Source organism: Bacteroides reticulotermitis JCM 10512, from assembly GCF_000517545.1.
Classification (GTDB): Bacteria; Bacteroidota; Bacteroidia; order Bacteroidales; family Bacteroidaceae; genus Bacteroides; species Bacteroides reticulotermitis.
In genome coordinates this window covers 45,793-64,871 of record NZ_BAIV01000026.1, presented here as the reverse complement: position 1 = coordinate 64,871, position 19,079 = coordinate 45,793, and the positions used below count along the sequence as shown (strand labels likewise).

11 protein-coding genes and 3 pseudogenes are annotated in these 19,079 nt (G+C 43.5%); 7 read left to right on the top strand and 7 right to left on the bottom strand.

The window, feature by feature from the left end; translation table 11 throughout:
* Positions 1-52 precede the first annotated feature (52 nt).
* A complete protein-coding gene (locus tag JCM10512_RS15225; protein ID WP_044164496.1) occupies positions 53-547 on the top strand; it encodes a 3'-5' exonuclease in 495 nt (164 codons plus the stop codon).
* Positions 548-799: 252 nt separating this feature from the next.
* A complete protein-coding gene (locus JCM10512_RS15220) occupies positions 800-3,157 on the top strand; it encodes a GH92 family glycosyl hydrolase (RefSeq protein WP_148298423.1) in 2,358 nt (785 codons plus the stop codon).
* 69 nt (positions 3,158-3,226) lie between these two features.
* Here the strand turns inward: JCM10512_RS15220 and JCM10512_RS15215 are convergent, their stop codons facing one another.
* Positions 3,227-4,267 carry an arginase family protein gene (locus JCM10512_RS15215; protein WP_394354211.1) on the bottom strand — a complete coding sequence of 347 codons (1,041 nt, stop codon included), beginning with the start codon at positions 4,265-4,267 and terminating at the stop codon, positions 3,227-3,229.
* Positions 4,268-4,365: 98 nt separating this feature from the next.
* On the opposite strand from JCM10512_RS15215, the gene JCM10512_RS15210 reads away from it, so the two are divergent.
* The 5 genes and pseudogenes from JCM10512_RS15210 (at position 4,366) to JCM10512_RS15190 (ending at position 9,513) form a co-directional block, all read left to right on the top strand.
* Entirely contained in the window at positions 4,366-4,716 is a 351-nt protein-coding gene (locus JCM10512_RS15210) for a winged helix-turn-helix transcriptional regulator (protein ID WP_183209386.1), read from the top strand.
* Positions 4,713-5,183, top strand: coding sequence for a nucleotidyltransferase family protein (locus JCM10512_RS15205; protein WP_044164454.1), 471 nt, complete (start codon positions 4,713-4,715; stop codon positions 5,181-5,183). Before JCM10512_RS15210 ends, JCM10512_RS15205 begins: the two co-directional genes overlap by 4 nt.
* 114 nt (positions 5,184-5,297) lie before the next feature.
* Positions 5,298-5,906, top strand: coding sequence for a TetR/AcrR family transcriptional regulator (locus JCM10512_RS15200; RefSeq protein ID WP_044164452.1), 609 nt, complete (start codon positions 5,298-5,300; stop codon positions 5,904-5,906).
* Between the two features lie 106 nt (positions 5,907-6,012).
* Positions 6,013-7,784 (top strand): annotated as a pseudogene (locus tag JCM10512_RS15195) (ABC transporter ATP-binding protein).
* Positions 7,777-9,513, top strand: coding sequence for an ABC transporter ATP-binding protein (locus tag JCM10512_RS15190; RefSeq protein ID WP_044164450.1), 1,737 nt, complete (start codon positions 7,777-7,779; stop codon positions 9,511-9,513). Before JCM10512_RS15195 ends, JCM10512_RS15190 begins: the two are co-directional and overlap by 8 nt.
* 73 nt (positions 9,514-9,586) lie before the next feature.
* On the opposite strand, the gene JCM10512_RS15185 is transcribed toward JCM10512_RS15190, so the two are convergent.
* The 6 genes and pseudogenes from JCM10512_RS15185 to JCM10512_RS15160 all read right to left on the bottom strand — a co-directional run bounded on the left by JCM10512_RS15185 (position 9,587) and on the right by JCM10512_RS15160 (position 19,077).
* Positions 9,587-10,468 carry an OmpA family protein gene (locus JCM10512_RS15185; protein WP_044164490.1) on the bottom strand — a complete coding sequence of 294 codons (882 nt, stop codon included), beginning with the start codon at positions 10,466-10,468 and terminating at the stop codon, positions 9,587-9,589.
* A gap of 228 nt (positions 10,469-10,696) precedes the next feature.
* Positions 10,697-11,775, bottom strand: a pseudogene (locus JCM10512_RS15180) (trypsin-like peptidase domain-containing protein).
* A 26-nt stretch (positions 11,776-11,801) separates the two neighbouring features.
* On the bottom strand, positions 11,802-12,983 hold the full coding sequence (locus tag JCM10512_RS15175; RefSeq protein WP_244437219.1) for a hypothetical protein: 1,182 nt from the start codon (positions 12,981-12,983) through the stop codon (positions 11,802-11,804).
* 304 nt (positions 12,984-13,287) lie between these two features.
* Positions 13,288-14,712 (bottom strand): efflux transporter outer membrane subunit, encoded by a 1,425-nt coding sequence (locus JCM10512_RS15170; RefSeq protein ID WP_044164484.1) that lies wholly within the window; start codon positions 14,710-14,712, stop codon positions 13,288-13,290.
* 17 nt (positions 14,713-14,729) lie between these two features.
* A pseudogene (locus JCM10512_RS15165) lies at positions 14,730-17,882 on the bottom strand (efflux RND transporter permease subunit).
* A gap of 88 nt (positions 17,883-17,970) precedes the next feature.
* Positions 17,971-19,077 carry an efflux RND transporter periplasmic adaptor subunit gene (locus tag JCM10512_RS15160; protein WP_044164448.1) on the bottom strand — a complete coding sequence of 369 codons (1,107 nt, stop codon included), beginning with the start codon at positions 19,075-19,077 and terminating at the stop codon, positions 17,971-17,973.
* Positions 19,078-19,079: the final 2 nt, after the last annotated feature.

The window sequence follows — 19,079 nt, the reverse complement described above, 5'->3', positions numbered from 1 at the left end:
GATGGGTATTACGAGCTCTTTTCTTATTTTTGCAGTAAATAGAATTAAAGTAATGCTTCGTGATTTTGCAGCTATAGATTTTGAAACAGCCAACCAGGAGTTATCCAGTGTGTGCAGTGTGGGAATTGTAATTGTACGGAATGGTATTATTACCGATCGTTTTTACAGTCTTATTCAGCCTGAGCCAAACTACTATTGTTATGGCAACAGCAACATTCATGGATTGACCGCCAAAGATACAGATAATGAAAAAGTCTTCTCGGAAGTATGGAAGCAGGTTGAACCTCTCATCGAAGGATTGCCATTAGTAGCGCACAACAAAGGATTTGACGAATCTTGCCTAAAAGCCGTGTTTAGAACCTACCGAATGGACTATCCCGATTATCGTTTCTATTGCACGCTAGCCGAATCTCGACGCCAACTCAAACATTTGCCCAATCACCAATTGCATACGGTCTCTGCTGATTGTGGTTATATGCTCACCGATCATCACCATGCACTGGCCGACGCTGAGGCTTGCGCGGAAATAGCTTTGCAGCTATTATAAGATTTCACAACGGAAAGAATATATATAAAACAAGCAAGAGCTAAAGCTATATGCAATCAACCCCGTTCTCACTGGCAATATTTTAATGATTGGATTAGGAGATTGCAGCGAAGAGAAGATCGCCGCATTTAAGAGAGAAGTTATGGACTATCCCCATTATCTTCTTCCAAAAGGCGGAAATAGCAACAGACGATTAATTCTTTTTTAAATGAATGATTATCTTTGCCCAACATAATAAGACATCTTTCAACTATGAAAAACATTTTCTATTCGAATCAATTGTTCGTGAGTATTCGCAAATACAGCTTGCTGCTTTTATGCTTAATTCCCACAGCAGGAATAAAAGCACGAGTGGAGCAAGGCAAGACCCCTGTCGACTATGTCAACCCTTGCGTCGACACCCATAAATCGCGGTGGTTTTATTTCTCTTCGGCAAGCCGCCCTTACGGTATGGTCAGCCTAAGCCCCGACACTTGGGTGAAGGGTGGTTGGAATTCAGGATACCTCTATGACTCGACTGAAGTCAGATGTTTCAGCCATGTACACTGTTGGCAGATTTCCGGGGTACCGGTCATGCCGACAACAGGCGAAATCACCGGACATAAAGGTATGGAAGTCTACAAATCGGGATTCTCGCACGATACGGAAATTGTCAAACCCGGCTATCATCAAATCATACTCGATAAATACGGCATCAAAGCTGAATTGACAGCTACTTCCCGAGTAGGTATGCACCGATATACTTTTCCTCAAAAAGAGACAGCTAATTTACTATTCGATGTGGGAGCTTTGCTCGGAGATGGTGCCATGGAGAAAGCCGCAATCCGAAGAATATCGGCAAAAGAGATTGGCGGTTATGCTGTTATGGCCCCTACTTCCAGAAGGAAAAGAACGTGTACGGTCTATTTTATAGCTCAATTCAATCGTGCAATCAGTGAGTTCGGTGGATGGGAGAAGGTCGATAAGGATAAGCAGCTAACCACCAAGCAGGCTTTGGAAGGCGAAGATATTGGAGGATACGTTCGTTTCAAGCGTCTGGGAAATGCTCCTTTATTAATGAAAGTCGCTCTGTCGTATGTCAGTGAAGAGCAAGCACGCCTGAATCTGAAAGCCGAACTTAATCATTGGGACTTTGATCGTACAGTTGAGGATTCGTATGCGGAGTGGAATCATGAATTGGGAAAGATCCAAGTGGAAGGTGGTACCGAACAAGAGAAAATCAAATTTTATACGGATTTATGGCATGCGCTATTAGGACGCCACACCTATTCGGATGCGAACGGGAAATATACGGATCATACAAGCGATATACCTAAAATCTGCCAAGTTCCGTTGGTGAAAGGAATTCCTACGCGAAACGTATATAATTCCGACGCACTGTGGGGGGCAGAGTTTAATCTGAACATCTTATGGTCTATCGCTTACCCTAAAATCATGAGTGAATTTGTCTCCACGATGGTAGGCTATTATCCTACCGGAGGGTTGGTAGCACGCGGGCCCAGCGGAGGAAATTACACCTTTGTTATGGTAGGCGACCAAGCAATTCCCTTAATTGCTGCCGCTTATAACAAGGGCATACAAGATTTCAACCTGAATGATGCCTTGGCCGGAAGCATCAAAAATGCCGAACCGGGAGGAATTCGAGACCACGCCGGTTATGAAACGGACGCCAATAAATACATGACTCATTATATAGAGAAAGGCTTTGTCCCGGAGAATATCCCCGGAAAAGGTTCCCACCGAGAAGGATGCGCAATGACACTCTATTTCGCTTATCAGGACTGGTGCTTGTCGCAATTGGCTAAAGGCATGGGTAACGATAGTATTTACCGGAAATATTACAATCGTTCATTTAACTATCGCTATATGTTCGATGCACAAACGGGTTGGATGCGTCCGCGCACCCAAGACGGAAGTTGGCTGAAGGACTTTGCACCTATTGGCAAAGGTTTCAATATGCCCGGCTTTGTAGAAAGCAATGCAGCTATCTTCACCTATTATGTTCCACACAATCTGCCAGATCTGATTCATATGCTTGGTGGTAAAAACACGTTTGTAGATAAGTTGAACCAACAGTTCGAATGGGCGGCACCTTATAATTTCATATCTCCTCACGGTCAACACGCACAGAACTGGGTCGATTATGAGAACCAGCCTTCTTTGCATATGGCTCATTTATTCAGCCATGCCGGCGCACCATGGCTAACACAGTATTGGGTAAGAAAAATCAAACAAGATGTGTTCGGTGACATAACTCCATATGGCGGTTATAATGGCGACGAAGATCAGGGCCAAATGGGAGCATTGGGCGTACTGATGGCTATCGGACTGTTCGATGTACAAGGAGGAGCTTCCACAGAGCCACGATACGAAATCACTTCCCCTATTTTTGATAAGATTACCATTCAATTGGATAACAGGTATTATGCGGGAAAAGAATTTATAATCGAGGTAAAGAATAATGCTAAAGAAAATGTGTATATACAGTCAGCCCGTCTGAACGGACAATCACTAAACACCTACTATTTCCCCCATTCCGAACTTATCAAGGGTGGTAAGCTGGAAATCGAGTTGGGCCCCAAGCCCAATACAGCTTGGGGAATAGAATGATGTAATAAATAAATCCCAACAACCAAAGGAAAGATGGATGTATCTCTCCTTTGGCTAATGGGGCATCACTTATTCATCGTTTAGTAGGGGCAACCGTTCGAGCATATTCTTCAATTTAATAGCAATGCGCGGCATGGGTTCGGCAATGGTCAGCCCGACCAAATCATACGCGGAAGCGACATCATTAATTATTCGAATAGCCTCTTCAAGCTTTAAGCCACCCGGTTCTACCCCTACTCCGGCAATAATCTCTGCCGGATCTAAGACATCCAAATCGAAATGAATCACTACTTTGGAGGCTCCGGTTCCCTTCAACCAAGCCAGAATTGCCTGACTACTATCTGCTACTTCGACCGGCGATAAACTTTTGATTCCTAGTTTCTCCTGCCGTTCTTTGGTACCACCCTCTTTCTCCCATGCACGTAACCCTACGATTAATGCTTTAGAAGCATCTACCCTGCTCGGTAATAGGTTCATGAGCACTTCGTCTCCCTGTCCCAAACAAGCGGTCAATGCCATCGCATGATACCCTTTATATTCGTCATACGGAAGATTGATATCGGGATGCGCATCGATCCAGACAATAGCAACATCCTCCGGATATTTATCTGCCAAATAGGTAAACAGAACCACGCTGACCGAACACTCTCCACCCAGCGTAACCATTCTCTTTGGATTGTTTTCACGGAGTTTGGCAAGCGCAGCCTTGGTCTGCTCAAAAATTACAGCATAGTCACTTATACCTTTTTCGACTTTTCTTTCTCCGATTTCCAACGTAATGGGGACTTCCACTACCTTCTGAGAGGTTTGAGGGGCCAGCATATTCAACAGTTGTGCTCCCAGATAGTAACCTCTCGAAGCATCATCTGCCGGAATATCGGGCATCCAGTGAGTTACAATTCCTCCTTGCCACTGAGGATAGATTAAACGAATTGTTTCCATACTTTGATTATTAGTAAATGTATTCTTCTGTGCTACTGCGAAAACTACTCCAACAGTGAGCCAGATAGATAAAAATAAGATTCTCATGTCTGTTCCTTCTGTTAATATAAACTTCAGGCAAAGGTAGATTGTTCTCTGTGATTGTACAAGTAGGGCTAAATTAGTCATATACTGATTAATTCCCCCGTATGGGAGTTAGCGATTAGCCGGCAAGCTACTTCTATATGTCCGGGTAAATAGCTATATTTGTTCAAAAATAGGATGATATGTACGAAAAGAAGATACCTTTTGACATTGATTGTGGGATTAGAATCACCATGGAAGTAATCGGGGGAAAGTGGAAAAGCTGTATTATACAGGAGTTGAGTAGAGGTGCAAAACGACCGAGCGAACTTCATCGGCTATTTGAAGAAGCCAGCCCACGGGTCATAAATCAACAGTTAAAAGAGTTAGAGATGCACGGAGTGATCCAAAAGAAAATATTTGCCGAGCTTCCTCCCCGCTCCGAATACTCCATGACGTCAACAGGTGAAACGCTCCTCCCACTCATCGAACAGATGGAAAAATGGGGCGATAACTTCCGCCCACAAATGAAGGAAATTCTAAATATAAAATGACTACACGGGAGAAAATAATCCAAACCCTCGCTCTTATAGCCAGCGAATTGCATGAAGTTTCCGCCTATTCTTATCTAATCGGAGGGGCTTCCATGATCTTACAAGGATTCGAAATTGGCGAGACAGCAGATATTGATATTCTAACGACTTCGGAAGGCGCTCAAAAGCTGCAATTGTCTTTAAAAGAATATAGGCAGATTTCTCCTCTGACTAAAGAGAATCATTTGTTTCGTTCCAATTTCGCGCGATTTCGTTTCCCATTATTGGATTTAGAAGTTATGGGAGACTTACAGGTTTGTAAGTATAAGGAGTGGCAACCTGTTCTTATTCAAGATAATCAAACGATGACTATCGGTAACTTAACTCTAAAATTCCCTACGTTGCAAGAGCAGATAAGAATACTAACTCTCTTCGGCCGGGAAAAAGATCTCAGGAGAATTGATCTACTCAAAAAGTTATCCGGTTAAGAGATACTATTTCAACAATTCAGTTCAATTCTAAAATACCGAAAAGTAGGTATTGACAATATCTGCGCAACTCTCTTACTTTGCAGGCGAAAAAGAACAGCGTTCGCTAATGATATGAGAGTATTGAAAGACGATAAATATAGAGCTATCTTACAAGCTGCCCGAAGCGAATTTATCCGCAAAGGGTATAAGGATGCATCTTTGCGTATGATCGCCAAAGATGCAGAGGTAAGTCTAAGCAATATCTATAATTACTTTAGGAATAAGGACGAGATATTCCTTACGATCGTAGAACCTGCCCGGAATAGCTTATTCCATTTTGTATCGGAGAAGCATACTGAGAAGCATATCGATTTCAATCTGATGTCATCTCTCGCCTATCAACAAGAGACCGTTGAGGCGTATATACAGCTGCTTGATAAGTATCGGGAAGAACTCCGCCTTTTGCTCTTCTATTCGGAAGGATCATCGTTAAGTAACTTCCGGGATATTTTCACCGAATACCTTACCGATGTGTCCAATCATTATATGTTGTTAGTTAAGAAGCATTATCCGCAAGCGCGGGAAGTCTCTCCTTTCTTCATTCATGCCTTATGTGCATTTATGGTAAGTATTGTAGGGGAGATCATTACACACGAATTAGAAAAACAGGAAATACATGATTTCTTTAAAGAACACTTTCGATTCGGCACCGCAGGGTGGCGCGAATTAATCGGATTGTGAAGGGAAGCTACGAAAAAGTCTTCCCTTCTTTTTTGAACAAAGCCGAACATTGTTCGCTATTGAAAAGCGTGAAATAACATAATATATCAATTTTAAAGTCAACCGTATGAATACATTAAAAAGACTACAGCACTACATGGGCAGCCGGAAAATACTCCTGCCTGTAGCAATGGCCCTATCGGCTTAAGTGCATTGACAAGCATGTTGCCGTTCATCCTGATCTGGCTCATTGTCAAAGAACTGCTCAAGACAGGAGGCCTTTCTTCTTCCGCAGAGATTATTAGCTATGCCTGGTGGGCAGCAGGTTCCGCCATAACAAGTGTCGTTCTCTACTTTGCCGCACTGATGTCTTCGCATCTTGCAGCCTTCAGAGTCGAATCGAATCTGCGTAGGGAAGCTATGGAAAAGATTATCCGAATGCCACTCGGCTTTTTCGACAATCACACCAGCGGACGTATACGCAAAATTATCGACGACAATGCAGGTATCACCCACACTTTTCTGGCACACCAATTACCTGACCTTGCCGGAACGATATTAATACCCGCAACAGCGGTCGTTCTGATCTTCGTGTTCGATTGGAAGTTAGGACTGGCTTGTATGATTCCGCTGATTGCCTCTATTGCTGTCATGACCATGATGATGGGCGGCAAAGAACGTCAATTTATGAAAAGCTATATGAATTCACTCGAAGAGATGAATACGGAAGCGGTGGAATATGTACGGGGAATTCCGGTTGTAAAGGTATTCCAGCAAACGATCTTCTCATTCAAAAACTTCCATAAAAGTATCATGAGCTACAAACAGATGGTATACGGCTACACCCGGTTGTGGGAAAAACCGATGTCGGCATTTACAGTAATCATCAACTCATTCGTTTTCATACTGGCGCCTATCTCCATTCTTCTGATCGGATATTCCGGAGATTTCGCCACGGTCTTACTCAACTTCTTCCTATTTATTCTCATTACTCCCATCTTTTCACAAAGTATTATGAGAAGCATGTATTTAGACCAGGCATTGGGACAAGCCAACGAGGCAATAAACCGACTCGATCAGCTAACAAGTTTCAATACATTGCCGACAACAACCCGCCCCACACCGCTGACAAAATTCGACATCAACTTTAAGGATGTCACGTTTAGCTATCCGGATGCCATGCAAAAAGCGGTGGACAACGTTAATTTCACCATTCCGCAAGGAAATACGTTTGCATTGGTGGGTGCTTCAGGAAGCGGTAAAACGACTATCGCAAGACTTGTACCCCGCTTTTGGGAAACAAGTGAAGGGGCCGTATCAATAGGAGGAGTTAATGTGAAAGACATCACTCAGCAAGAGTTGATGAAGCATATCTCTTTTGTATTTCAGAACACCAAGCTGTTTAAAACTTCCCTACTCGAAAACATTAAATATGGCAACCCGGACGCGACGATGGAAGAAGTTGAGCGAGCACTGGATATGGCACAATGCCGGGAGATTATAGAGAAGCTACCTCTGGGGTTGAACACGAAGATCGGAACAGAAGGAACCTATCTTTCCGGCGGAGAACAGCAGCGCATCGTATTGGCACGAGCCATTTTGAAAAATGCACCGATCGTGGTATTGGATGAGGCGACTGCTTTTGCCGACCCCGAAAACGAACATCTGATACATCAGGCTTTAAACGAACTGACCAAAGGAAAGACTGTCCTAATGATTGCTCATCGCCTGACCAGTATCGTAGATGCCGACCGGATTCTGGTTCTAAATGAAGGAAAAGTAGTGGAAGAAGGATCGCATAGCGAACTCCTACAGAAACAGGGAATATATTTACATATGTGGAACGAATACCAGCAATCGGTTCGCTGGACAATAGGAAAGGAGGCTCATCATGCTTGAAAATATAAAAAAACGGTTTGCCCTGTCGGATAAAGGAGCGAAAGATTTTGCTAAAGGTGTCATATATACCACCCTACTCGATATCGCCTTGATGTTACCGGCTGTTTTTGTTTTTCTGTTTCTCGAAGATTATCTTCGCCCGATACTTCAACCGATCGACTCCGTGCTACATGGAGCTATGTATTACACCATACTCGGGATCGCATTCTTAACGATTATGTTCGTGATAGCCGTCCTACAGTATCGCAGCACTTTCACCACTGTATACGACGAGAGTGCCAACAGACGGATTTCACTTGCCGAAAAGCTAAGAAAGCTGCCACTGGCCTTCTTCGGAGAGAAGAATCTATCGGATCTTACAGCCACCATCATGGACGATTGCACGGACTTGGAACATACCTTCTCGCATGCGGTGCCGCAACTGTTCGCCTCACTAATCAGCATCACGCTGATTGCCCTCGGTTTATTCTTCTACAACTGGCAACTGGCCTTATCGCTATTTTGGGTAGTTCCACTAGCCTTTGCCATGATTCTCATCGCAAAGAAAAAGATGACCCGGGACAACCGAATAAACTACCTGAATAAACGTGCCGTTAGCGAACAGATTCAGGAAGGGCTCGATACGATTCAAGAGATAAAGTCTTATAATCAGGAAGAAGATTACCTCGAAAAACTAGACGGAAAGATAAACTGCTACGAGAAGGTGTTAACACAAGGAGAGCTGCTGACAGGTATCTTCGTAAACGGATCGCAGAGTATTTTAAAACTGGGGCTGGCAAGTGTTATCATTGTGGGAGCCAGCCTATTGACTACCGAAACTATCGATCTGTTCACTTATCTCATATTCATGGTCATCGGGTCACGTGTATACAGTCCGATAAGTGAAGTGATGAATAATCTGGCCGCATTATTCTACCTCGACATACGCATCAACCGAATGAATGAGATGGAAGCTTTGCCCGTGCAACAAGGACGAACCAAGTTCAATCCTACCGGTTACGAACTGGAATTCAATCAAGTCGATTTCTCTTATGCTTCCGGCAAGCAAGTGCTGAAAAAGGTTTCTTTCACAGCCAAACAGGGAGAGATTACAGCACTCGTCGGACCATCGGGTAGCGGTAAAAGCACAGCAGTCAAGCTGGCAGCACGTTTTTGGGATATCCAAGCAGGCACAATATATCTGGGCGGACAAGATATCAGCCAGATAGAACCGGAAACTTTGCTCAAACACTATTCGGTTGTATTTCAGGATGTGATACTTTTCAATGCTTCGGTCATGGATAACATCCGCATCGGAAAGCGGGATGCCAGCAACGAAGAGGTGATGCGGGCAGCACGTCTTGCGCAATGTGACGAGTTTGTCGGCAGAATGCCGGAAGGGTACAATACCATTATTGGTGAGAATGGGGAAACGCTTTCGGGAGGTGAGCGTCAACGTGTTTCGATTGCCCGTGCTTTGCTGAAGGATGCTCCGATCGTACTCTTGGACGAAGCAACTGCCTCACTCGATGTAGAGAACGAAACTAAAATTCAGGCGGGAATATCCGAACTGGTACGCAACAAAACGGTATTGATCATTGCACACCGTATGCGAACAGTTGCCAATGCCGACAAGATTGTTGTTTTGGAAGACGGTGCGGTAGCTGAAACAGGCTCGGCCGAAGAACTAAAAGAACGGAATGGAATATTCGCCCGCATGGTGAGCATACAAACCATGCCGCCAGTTTAAACATAGAGCAGCAAATAAAAAGAGTCACCGGAAGCAAACCCGATGACTCTTTTACTATTATCTCAAACGACAATTAGTCGGTCGTTTCCGGTGCCTTATCAATCAGTTCCATAAACTGATCCAGCTTAGGAGTTACGATAATCTGAGTTCTGCGGTTACGTTGTTTACCCAATGCTGTACTGTTGTCGGCAATCGGGTTGTATTCGCCACGTCCTGCAGCAGTCAAACGTTTCGGATCGACTCCATAGCTATTCTGCAACACCTGTACAACAGAGGAAGCACGCAACGCACTCAAGTCCCAGTTGTTCCGGATATTCGCACGAGAGATTCGGTCCGGGTCGGTGTTACCTTCCACAAGCACATCGTAATCTCTGTAATCCATAATGATCTTAGCAATTTTGCTCAACGTCTCTCCGGCTCTTTCGTTCACCTCGTAACTTCCGGATTTGTAAAGCATATTGTCAGCCAACGAGATGTACACTACGCCTTTCAATACCTGGACATCTACATCCTTCAACTCCTCCCGGCTCAACGAACGAGTCAGGTTGGTAGTAAGAACTAAATTCAAAGAATCCGATTTGCTCTTCGTCTCAACCAATTGTTTGATAAAGCGGTTGGAAGCATTGATCTCGTCCACCAATTTAGAGATATTTACATTACCTTGCGAGTTCTGCAAAAGACTTTTATCTAGTGAACCTTGCAAAGCAGAATAAGCCGAGCGCAACTCGTCATTATTCTTCCGGGCCTCAACCAAACGGTCTTCCAAACTTTTACCACTGGTGCGACATTCCGCCAATTGAAGCTGAGCATCTTGGTACGATCTTTTTAAGTCACTGTTCTCCGTCTGCAACTTGCCGTAATCAGCTTGCAAGCCGACAAACTGTTTCTTGCTCACACACCCTGTAAACAGCAGGGATCCTGTTAAAAGGGACAATGATAAAATGTAACTTTTCATAACCATATATTATTTGATTTAGTTTCTACTTACAGCCACAGACCACTGCACATCAGTGGTTTGATACTACAATTTTACGCAAATTCTTTGTCACAAAGAGACTTATTATCAATTACTAACAATCAATTAGATAATTTAAAAAATAAGAGTTCGTAAGTCTACATGCTAAAAGAAGCAGACTAACGAACTCAAATTGTACGTTTTAATATATTAAAAAGAGCGTAACTTCTAGTCTTGTTTAGAATATTCGGAGAACTCGCAACCGAAACGCTCCACTAGCATATTGTCCATTTCATCGGCTTTGAATACCAGATCAACCAAATTACGTCCAATCTCAGCTTCCGACTCATCCGTTATATCATACAGATGTACACGGTAAGCCATATAGATCTGGCGCCCCTCAATACCCATCTTATACAGTCCGAAATCTTCGCTCAAGATATAGTCGAGTACTTTCTCTACCTCTTTTTTAGGCAATAGATTGACCGGAGAAACAGCAAACAAATAGGTATTGTTATAGACGAAGAGACGTATCTCGGAGCTTCCTTTATGGAATTTCCACGAGTCGTAGCCATCACGTGCAAGTATCGGATTGATTCCCATTTCGTTGATTGTACGTTCACAGAACACGCTTAACTGAGATTGTTCGCGTTCGGCAAAAACATCCTCAGGCAATTTCTCGCCACACGAAGGACAGTATTCTTCCGTTTCGCTTATGAGCGTATCGCAACTTCCGCATTGTACATGAAAAGCCGAACGGTCGATCGTACCCACCGATTCCAACAACTTACGCAAGGTTTCTACACGGATACCGAATCCCATATTATCCGCATTACTGAATTTGCTAACGGTTACTCCTACTACTTCATGCTTCTCATTAAAGATAGGGCACCTGAGTTTCCTGGGTTAACCGCCGCATCAGTCTGAACATAATATTTGCCTTCCAACAACTGCTTAGGCGACGAAACCGAACCTTCTGTCAACGTAAAAGGCAAGCCATAAGGGTAACCGGCCACATACACTTTGCCACCAATACCCAGCGATTCGTCTCCGGCTAGGTCGAGTGTCTCAAGTGATGAGAAGTCTCCTTCGACAGCCAATAAAGCGATATCCAAAGCCGGATTAACTAAGACAACCTTAGCCAAATACGGATTCCGATCATTGTCATGTACAGCCAACATCTGAAAACCCTTAACTACGTGATAGTTTGTCACAAAAAGATCGTATTTCTTCAAATAGAAACAGCTTCCCGATCCTGCTGAATGGGTTACTTTGAAAACCTGCTGATATATTTTATTTTGTTCCATTGAATTATGTTTAAAGTAGTTATTCCTTATTTTCCAAATATCTTGCCAAACCAGCCCTTCTTCTGCTGCGACTGGTTCTGTGGCACTTCTTCGTCTATAGACAAATCGCCTTCCATTATTTGATACATAGCCTTATAGAGGGTGCCGGACGCTTTATCCAACGGCTGCCGGCTAGCTTTCTGAAGTGCTTGCGAAATAAGCGCATTCACATCATCTTGCAGATCGACATAGAAATAAGTTTCATAGAATATATAAAGCAGACGAACTGTGCTACGCTCATAATTGCCTATTTGAATGGCCTCGGTAGCTTCTTTATAGACATCTGACATCGTAGACTGTATGTTGTTCAATGACGAACGCTGCTTGGTCGACACCAATGTATCTACAAAGTAGAGTTCTTCCGCTAGCTCTTCTTTAGGCATAGCCATTAGTTTTTCCAGAAAAGCCTTTCCCTTGGCTACGGTTTCTTCTGCCGGCAAATTGCTGTCCATATCAGATACAGCCTTATCCAGATCATTCAATAATTGACCTTGCGGACGGGCAAAATAAGAAATCTGATAAAATGTGGTATCAAGCACATTCCAGGAATATCCATATCTGCGTTCAGAATCGTATTCTTTTATCACATCCAGTGTTTCGCGTCCCAACTGTTGGATTCCGTCATAAATACGATCCACTTCTTCTTGCGGATAGGGAGTGACTTGCGGTTCGTAACAGCGTTTGGCACCAAACTTGGTACAAAACTCATCATCGTACTTATCGCCAACATGACAAATGTTTTGCAAAACAAAATACATCTTATGAGGATGGCTTTGCGACAATTGGCAGGTATACTCCATCTTCAAACTGTTATCTTGCTTAATAAAACGAGGCAATAAGAGCTTATTTAGGTTCAAATCCGCTACTTGCCGTAACATAGCAACATACCCTTTTTCGGGTAACATTAGAAAATCGGCTTTGATATAAATCGTTTCGTCTTGAATCCGGATATGTACCAGAATAGAGCCATGCGGAATGTGAAATTCAGTGCCATCCGCATTCCCGTATTTAGTCCGAAAACTACTGTTCAAATAATCGAGCAAACTATAAAATGCTTGCAAATACTCACCTTGATTGTACAAGTTTACACTCTTCTCGTAAGCTCCCACAGAAACAGAACTTTGTGTAGAATTTACTACCGGAGGAATAAAAGTCAGTGTTTGGTTCATCTGATAATAATGTTATGTGAATAAAGTATTGTCTAGTTTCATGCGAGATTCGGACGTTCGGCAACAAAGGATTTAGATCGTCCAAGAACCCCACATAGATAACATTTTCGCAAATCTCTATAATAAATTCGAAATAAGCAAGCAGTTTATTACAAAAACAAAAAACACCATTCAAAAAAGATAAATAAGACCTACAAGTATACAAAAAGGGTTATTTACTATACAAATACAAACAAAAGAAAAGGCCACCCGTAATAGGAAGCCTTTTCTTTTTATAAATATATATCACGTAAATCAGACAATATTATTCAATACCACCACCTAATGCCCGGTAAAGATCGGAAGACGCTTGCAGCTGTTGCAACTTGTCACTAACCTGATTCAATTGTGCCTCCAACAACCCCTGCTGAGCACTTAACACTTCCAGGTAAGTAACTTCACCAGCCTTCAACAGTTCTTGCGTATAGCTTACTGCTTTAGTTAATGATTCCACCTGAATTCCGCGATCGGCATTCTTCTTGACCGAAGATTCATACGTATCTAAAACATCGGAAACTTCCTGCCCGGCAGTCAATACCGTTTTTTCAAAGTTAAGCAAAGCAATCTGCTGATCCGACTTCGCTACTTTCAACTGGGTCAATAACTGCTTACGGGCAAATAATGGCTGAGTCATTCCCCCTACGATATTAGCAAACAGGTTTTCCGGTTTAAAGAACTGGCTCAATCCGTTGGCTGTAGAATATCCTATCAGTCCGGTACTTAACGTAACCGAAGGATAGAAGCTGGCTCTGGCGGCATTCGTCAATTCAAAAGCGGAACGGAATTCCAGTTCGGCCTGATTGACATCCGGACGACGTGCCAACATTTGCGCCGGAACGCCATGCGATAGATTGGTAGGCACCTTTTGTGAAGCAATAGATGATCTCACAATTCGTCCCGGCTTACGTCCCAACATAACACAAATCGCATTCTCTAGCTGACGGATACTGCTTTCCAAATCGGGAATAGACGTTTTAGTGCTAGACAAAGCTGCTCTCATCTGCTCAACAGCCGCTCCGGTTGCACTACCGGCTTCCAGTAAAGCTTCCGTTGTTTCCAAGTTTTCCTCCATCAGCACAATCATATGATTGGTTACCGCCAATTGTTCATCCAACGCCAGCAACGAATAATACGTATTGGCCACATTCGACACTAAGGATGTTTGCATCAGATTCCGCCCGGCATAGCTATTGAGCATTTGAGCATACTTAGCCCGAGACTGACGATTCATCTTACCCCACAGGTCAAGTTCCCAGCTAGCCACAATTCCCAATGAGTATTTTTCGGTATGATAAGCAAGTGAGTTTCGTTCTCTAGGTGCTCCTGTTAGAGGATCGGCACTACTCAAACGGGTCTGATTCGCCTGAGCGGTTAGCGCCAGTTCAGGAAAGTAGGCGGCACGCGCCATACCCAATGCAGCTTCTGCCTGCTTAATGCGCTCCTGCACAATCAGCATATCGTAATTATGAGTCAATGCCTCTTGTATATACGATTGCAGGAAGGGGTCCTGAAAATACTCTTGCCAGGGTATATTAGCAATCGTGTTGGTATCAACAGGTTGCTCGTCTCGATATAGGTTCTCGCTATCTATCCCAGGAGATTTATACCTATTCATTACTTGGCAGGACGATAGCCCTGTCAGAGCAATAAGCCCTGACAGTACAAATCCATTTATCTTTCTATTTTTCATACTTCTTTCTTTAAACATTATTTCTTAGCAGCTTTTACTTTCTTCCCGCTAATGCGCTCCTGCAACATCTGGAATAAGATATAGAGTGTAGGAATCACCATCACACCGATAAGCGTACCGACTAACATACCTCCTACGGCACTGATACCGATCGACCGATTTCCGATAGATCCTGCGCCACTGGCAAACATAAGAGGTAACAATCCGCAGATGAACGCGAAAGAAGTCATCAAGATCGGACGTAGACGAGCTACTGCTCCGTTAATAGCCGCTTCCACAATACTCTGCCCTTGTTGACGCCGCTGGATTGCATACTCCACAATCAGAATCGCGTTCTTGGCCAACAGACCAATCAACATGATCAACGAGATCTGCACATAGATATTGTTCACAATACCATGACTCGCCCCGAATATCTCCAGGAAGACGAACACACCCGCCAAACCTACAGGAAGCGAAGCCAATACAGCCCATGGCAGAATATAGCTTTCGTACAAAGCAGACAGCAACAGATAAACGAACAATAGACAGATCAAGAATATGAGTATAATTTGTGAGCCTTGTCCCGTTTCTTCACGAGTCATACCCGAATAGTCGTAAGCATAACCCACCGGCAACTCTTCTTTACTAACCTCCTCAACAATCTTAATAACATCACCCGTACTGTACCTTTCGAGAAGTTAGGAATAATCGTTACGTCCATAGACTGGAACATATTGAAACGAGTTAGTGACTGCGGACCGATAACCGGTTTGATATTAATAAACTCAGTAATAGGTGCCATCTCTCCCGAAGCTGTACGGATAGAAATTCCATCTATATCCTCCAACTGTTCCCGGTATTCAGGAGGTGCTTGCAGCATGACCCTAAATTGCTTACCGTAAAGATTGAAGTTAGAGATATACATACTACCAATATAAGCCTGCAATGTAGTCATCACTTCACTCAACGTAAGTCCGGCTTCTTTGATCTTCGGCAGGTTTGCTTCAATTTCACGCTGCGGGAAGTTCGGGTTGAAAGTTGTCATAGCCATCATTACCTCTTCGCGCTGGTTCATCTTAGCCAGGAACTGATTGGTAACGTCATAGAACTTATGAATATCACCTCCCGTACGGTCCTGCATCTTTAGTTCAACACCTGTACTCATACCAAACCCTTGCAGGGTAGGCATCCCAAAGAACATAAAAGTTGCGTTATTGATTTCCTGGGTACGCTTGGTTAAATAAGCTGCAACTTCGTCAGGTGTGGTATCTCTATCATCCAATGCTTGAGTTTAATCATCAAAGTAGCATAAGAACTGGACATACCCCCCAAACCACTCAGGAAGTTGATCCCGTTAATCTCTGTTACATATTCGATAGCATCTATCTCTTTGGTTATTTTAATAACTTCTTGTACCACTGAATCTGTACGTTCCAAAGAAGAACCCGGAGGCAAACTAACCAAACCAATCATACTACCACCGTCTTCCTGAGGTACAAACCCTGTCGGAGTTGTGCGCATCAATCCATATAGAACTACGGAAGCTATCGCAATAATAGCCAATGAAATCCAGCGGTTGTTCTTTCTTGCCAAAAACTTCAATGAAGACTTATACTTCTGGGTTCCGGCATTAAAGAAGATATTAAATGCATAAAAGAAACGTTGCATATAATTCTTTTTCTTCTTCGGATCACCTTCGTGAGGTTTTAAGAACAGAGCACAAAGAGCCGGACTCAGTGTTAAAGCATTAACAGCCGATATAGCAATTGCAATAGCCAACGTCAAACCGAACTGTTTGAAAAACACTCCACTTGTTCCACCGATGAAGCTCACCGGAATAAACACGGATGCCATCACCAAGGTAATAGAGATAATAGCCGGAGTAATTTCCTTCATAGCCGCTAAAGTAGCCGTCTTAGGATCTTTCTCTCCTTTTTCCATTTGAGCATGAACAGCCTCGACCACAATAATGGCATCATCCACCACAATACCAATAGCCAATACTAAAGCAAACAGCGTCAGGATATTTATCGAGAAGCCTAATACTTGCAGGAAGAAGAATGTTCCAATAATAGCTACCGGCACTGCAATAGCCGGAATCAACGTCGATTTCCAGTCTTGCAGGAAAATAAACACCACTAAGAACACGAGCAATAAAGCCTCAACAAACGTATGCAACACTTTAGAAATAGAAGCACTTAAGAACTCGTTCGCGTCCATCATATACGTCACCTTCATGCCCGGAGGGAAAGATACCGCTTCAGCATCGATTACTGTTTTGATCTTATTAATCAATTCCTGAGCATTCGACCCGGCTGTCTGGCTGATTGCAGGAACACTGCGTTATCTCCGTTCGTACGAGTCATAATAGTATAGTTCAACGCGCCCAACTCCACATCGGCCACATCTCTTAAACGCAGTACATGCCCGCTCTGCGAACGGATGATGATATCGTCAAACTCTTCGACCGACTTCAACCGGCCAGTATACTTTAATGTATATTGATAAGTCTGGTCGCTATTCTGTCCAAGTTCACCCGGAGCTGCTTCTATATTCTGATCTTGCAAAGCCGCAATCACCTCAGTCGGATTAATCTGATAAGAAGACATCACATCCGGCTTCAGCCAAATACGCATGGAATAGTCCTGAGCACCCATTACCGAAGCATCTCCTACCCCATACACACGTTTAATCTGAGGGATCAGGTTGATATTGGCATAGTTCTGAATAAATTTAGCGTCATACTCCGGATTGTCCGACGACAGGGAGATCATCATGATGTAGCTGCTCAACTGCTTTTTCACGGTTACTCCAATCTGAGTAACTTCTGTCGGCAGCTGAGGTGTAGCCGTAGCTACAAGATTCTGTACGTTTACCGCAGCAATATCCGGATCAGTCTCTTTCGTAAAGTAGACTGAGATGGAAGCCACCCCCGAGTTCGATGACGAAGAAGTCATATAGGTCATTCCTTCCACACCGTTCACAGCTTCTTCAATCGGTATAATCACACTCTTCATGACTACATCCGCACTGGCACCGGGGTACTGGGTCTGAATCTGAACGGTAGGGGGAGCAATATCCGGGTACTGTTCAATGGGCAAAGTAATAATGCCGATGATTCCCAGAGCCACTATAATAACGGATATTACAGTAGACAAAACGGGCCTTTCTATAAATGTTTTTAACATACTGTTTTTGTTTTGAGTTAAAGATTCTCACCCGGCAACCCTTTGCTACCGGAAAAGCCTCTTTTACAAGATATTTTAATTAGAGATATTAGTCGAAGTGAATTTTCTTACCATGCGACAAGGTAGCAACACCGTCAGTAACAATCCGGTCGCCGACAGTTAGTCCATCAGTAACAACATAGCTTTTACCATCGGGAGTAGGCAAAACAGAAATAGCCTTCTGCACTACGGAATCTCCCTGTGCTAAAAAGAGAACGATCTTATCCTGCTGTGAGAAAGTAGCTTTCTGAGGAATAACAATCGCCTTTTCAATAACTCGGGGTACAGATACCTTTCCGCTGGTTCCGCTACGTAGTTTTCCCTCTTTGTTGGGGAACTCTGCCCGGAAATTAGCCGAACCTGTCGTAATATTGATCGAGCCTGTTATTGTTCCTATTTTCCCTTCATGCTCATAAACCGTGCCATCGGCCAAAGTAAGAGTCACCGGAGGTGCATTCTTTATTTTCTCAGCCTGAGTATTTCCTTCCAATGTATTTAAGAAAGTAACCAACTGCTTTTCGTTGAGAGAGAAATGAGCAAATACATTTCCTGTATTAGCCACTGTTGTCAGCACATTTGCCGAACTCACCAAACTTCCCAATCGGAAAGGAATCGAACCAACGAAACCATCAACCGGACTCGTCACTTGTGTCCACCCGATTGTTGCCCGGGCATTTTTCAAGGCAGCTTCCGCTTGCGCCAGTCCAGCCAATGCAGACTGATAAGAATCTTCTGCTGTCTCCAACTGAACCTTTCCAATAATCCCTTTCTCAGCCAGCGGACGGATTCTGTTCACGTTCACTTTCGCTGTATTAACCTGCGCTTTGGCGCTCTGTAATGATGCTTCTGCCGTAGTCAAGGCCTGTTCAGCCTGAGGAGAATTTATTCTAAATAGAGTCTGCCCTTTGCGTACTACTGCTCCTTCGTCTACATTGATCGCATCAATAAACCCGTCGATGCGTGGACGAATCTCAATATCCTCCTGTCCCTTCACGGTGGCCGGATAGACGGACAACAGCTTCTCTGTTTTTTCACTCACTACGGTAGTTGGATATTTTTGTGCAACAACCTGTCTTGTTGAGTTGTCCTTATTTCCACACGAGGTGAACAATAAAGCCATAGCTGTGGTTCCAAAAAAAATCTTCAGTAATTTCATAA

Coding starts and splice junctions, on each gene's coding strand:
- JCM10512_RS15225 (WP_044164496.1), top strand. CDS start 53: ATGCTTCGTGATTTTGCAGCTATAGATTTTGAAACAGCCAACCAGGAG.
- JCM10512_RS15220 (WP_148298423.1), top strand. CDS start 800: ATGAAAAACATTTTCTATTCGAATCAATTGTTCGTGAGTATTCGCAAA.
- JCM10512_RS15215 (WP_394354211.1), bottom strand. CDS start 4,267: ATGACTAATTTAGCCCTACTTGTACAATCACAGAGAACAATCTACCTT.
- JCM10512_RS15210 (WP_183209386.1), top strand. CDS start 4,366: ATGTACGAAAAGAAGATACCTTTTGACATTGATTGTGGGATTAGAATC.
- JCM10512_RS15205 (WP_044164454.1), top strand. CDS start 4,713: ATGACTACACGGGAGAAAATAATCCAAACCCTCGCTCTTATAGCCAGC.
- JCM10512_RS15200 (WP_044164452.1), top strand. CDS start 5,298: ATGAGAGTATTGAAAGACGATAAATATAGAGCTATCTTACAAGCTGCC.
- JCM10512_RS15190 (WP_044164450.1), top strand. CDS start 7,777: ATGCTTGAAAATATAAAAAAACGGTTTGCCCTGTCGGATAAAGGAGCG.
- JCM10512_RS15185 (WP_044164490.1), bottom strand. CDS start 10,468: ATGAAAAGTTACATTTTATCATTGTCCCTTTTAACAGGATCCCTGCTG.
- JCM10512_RS15175 (WP_244437219.1), bottom strand. CDS start 12,983: ATGAACCAAACACTGACTTTTATTCCTCCGGTAGTAAATTCTACACAA.
- JCM10512_RS15170 (WP_044164484.1), bottom strand. CDS start 14,712: ATGAAAAATAGAAAGATAAATGGATTTGTACTGTCAGGGCTTATTGCT.
- JCM10512_RS15160 (WP_044164448.1), bottom strand. CDS start 19,077: ATGAAATTACTGAAGATTTTTTTTGGAACCACAGCTATGGCTTTATTG.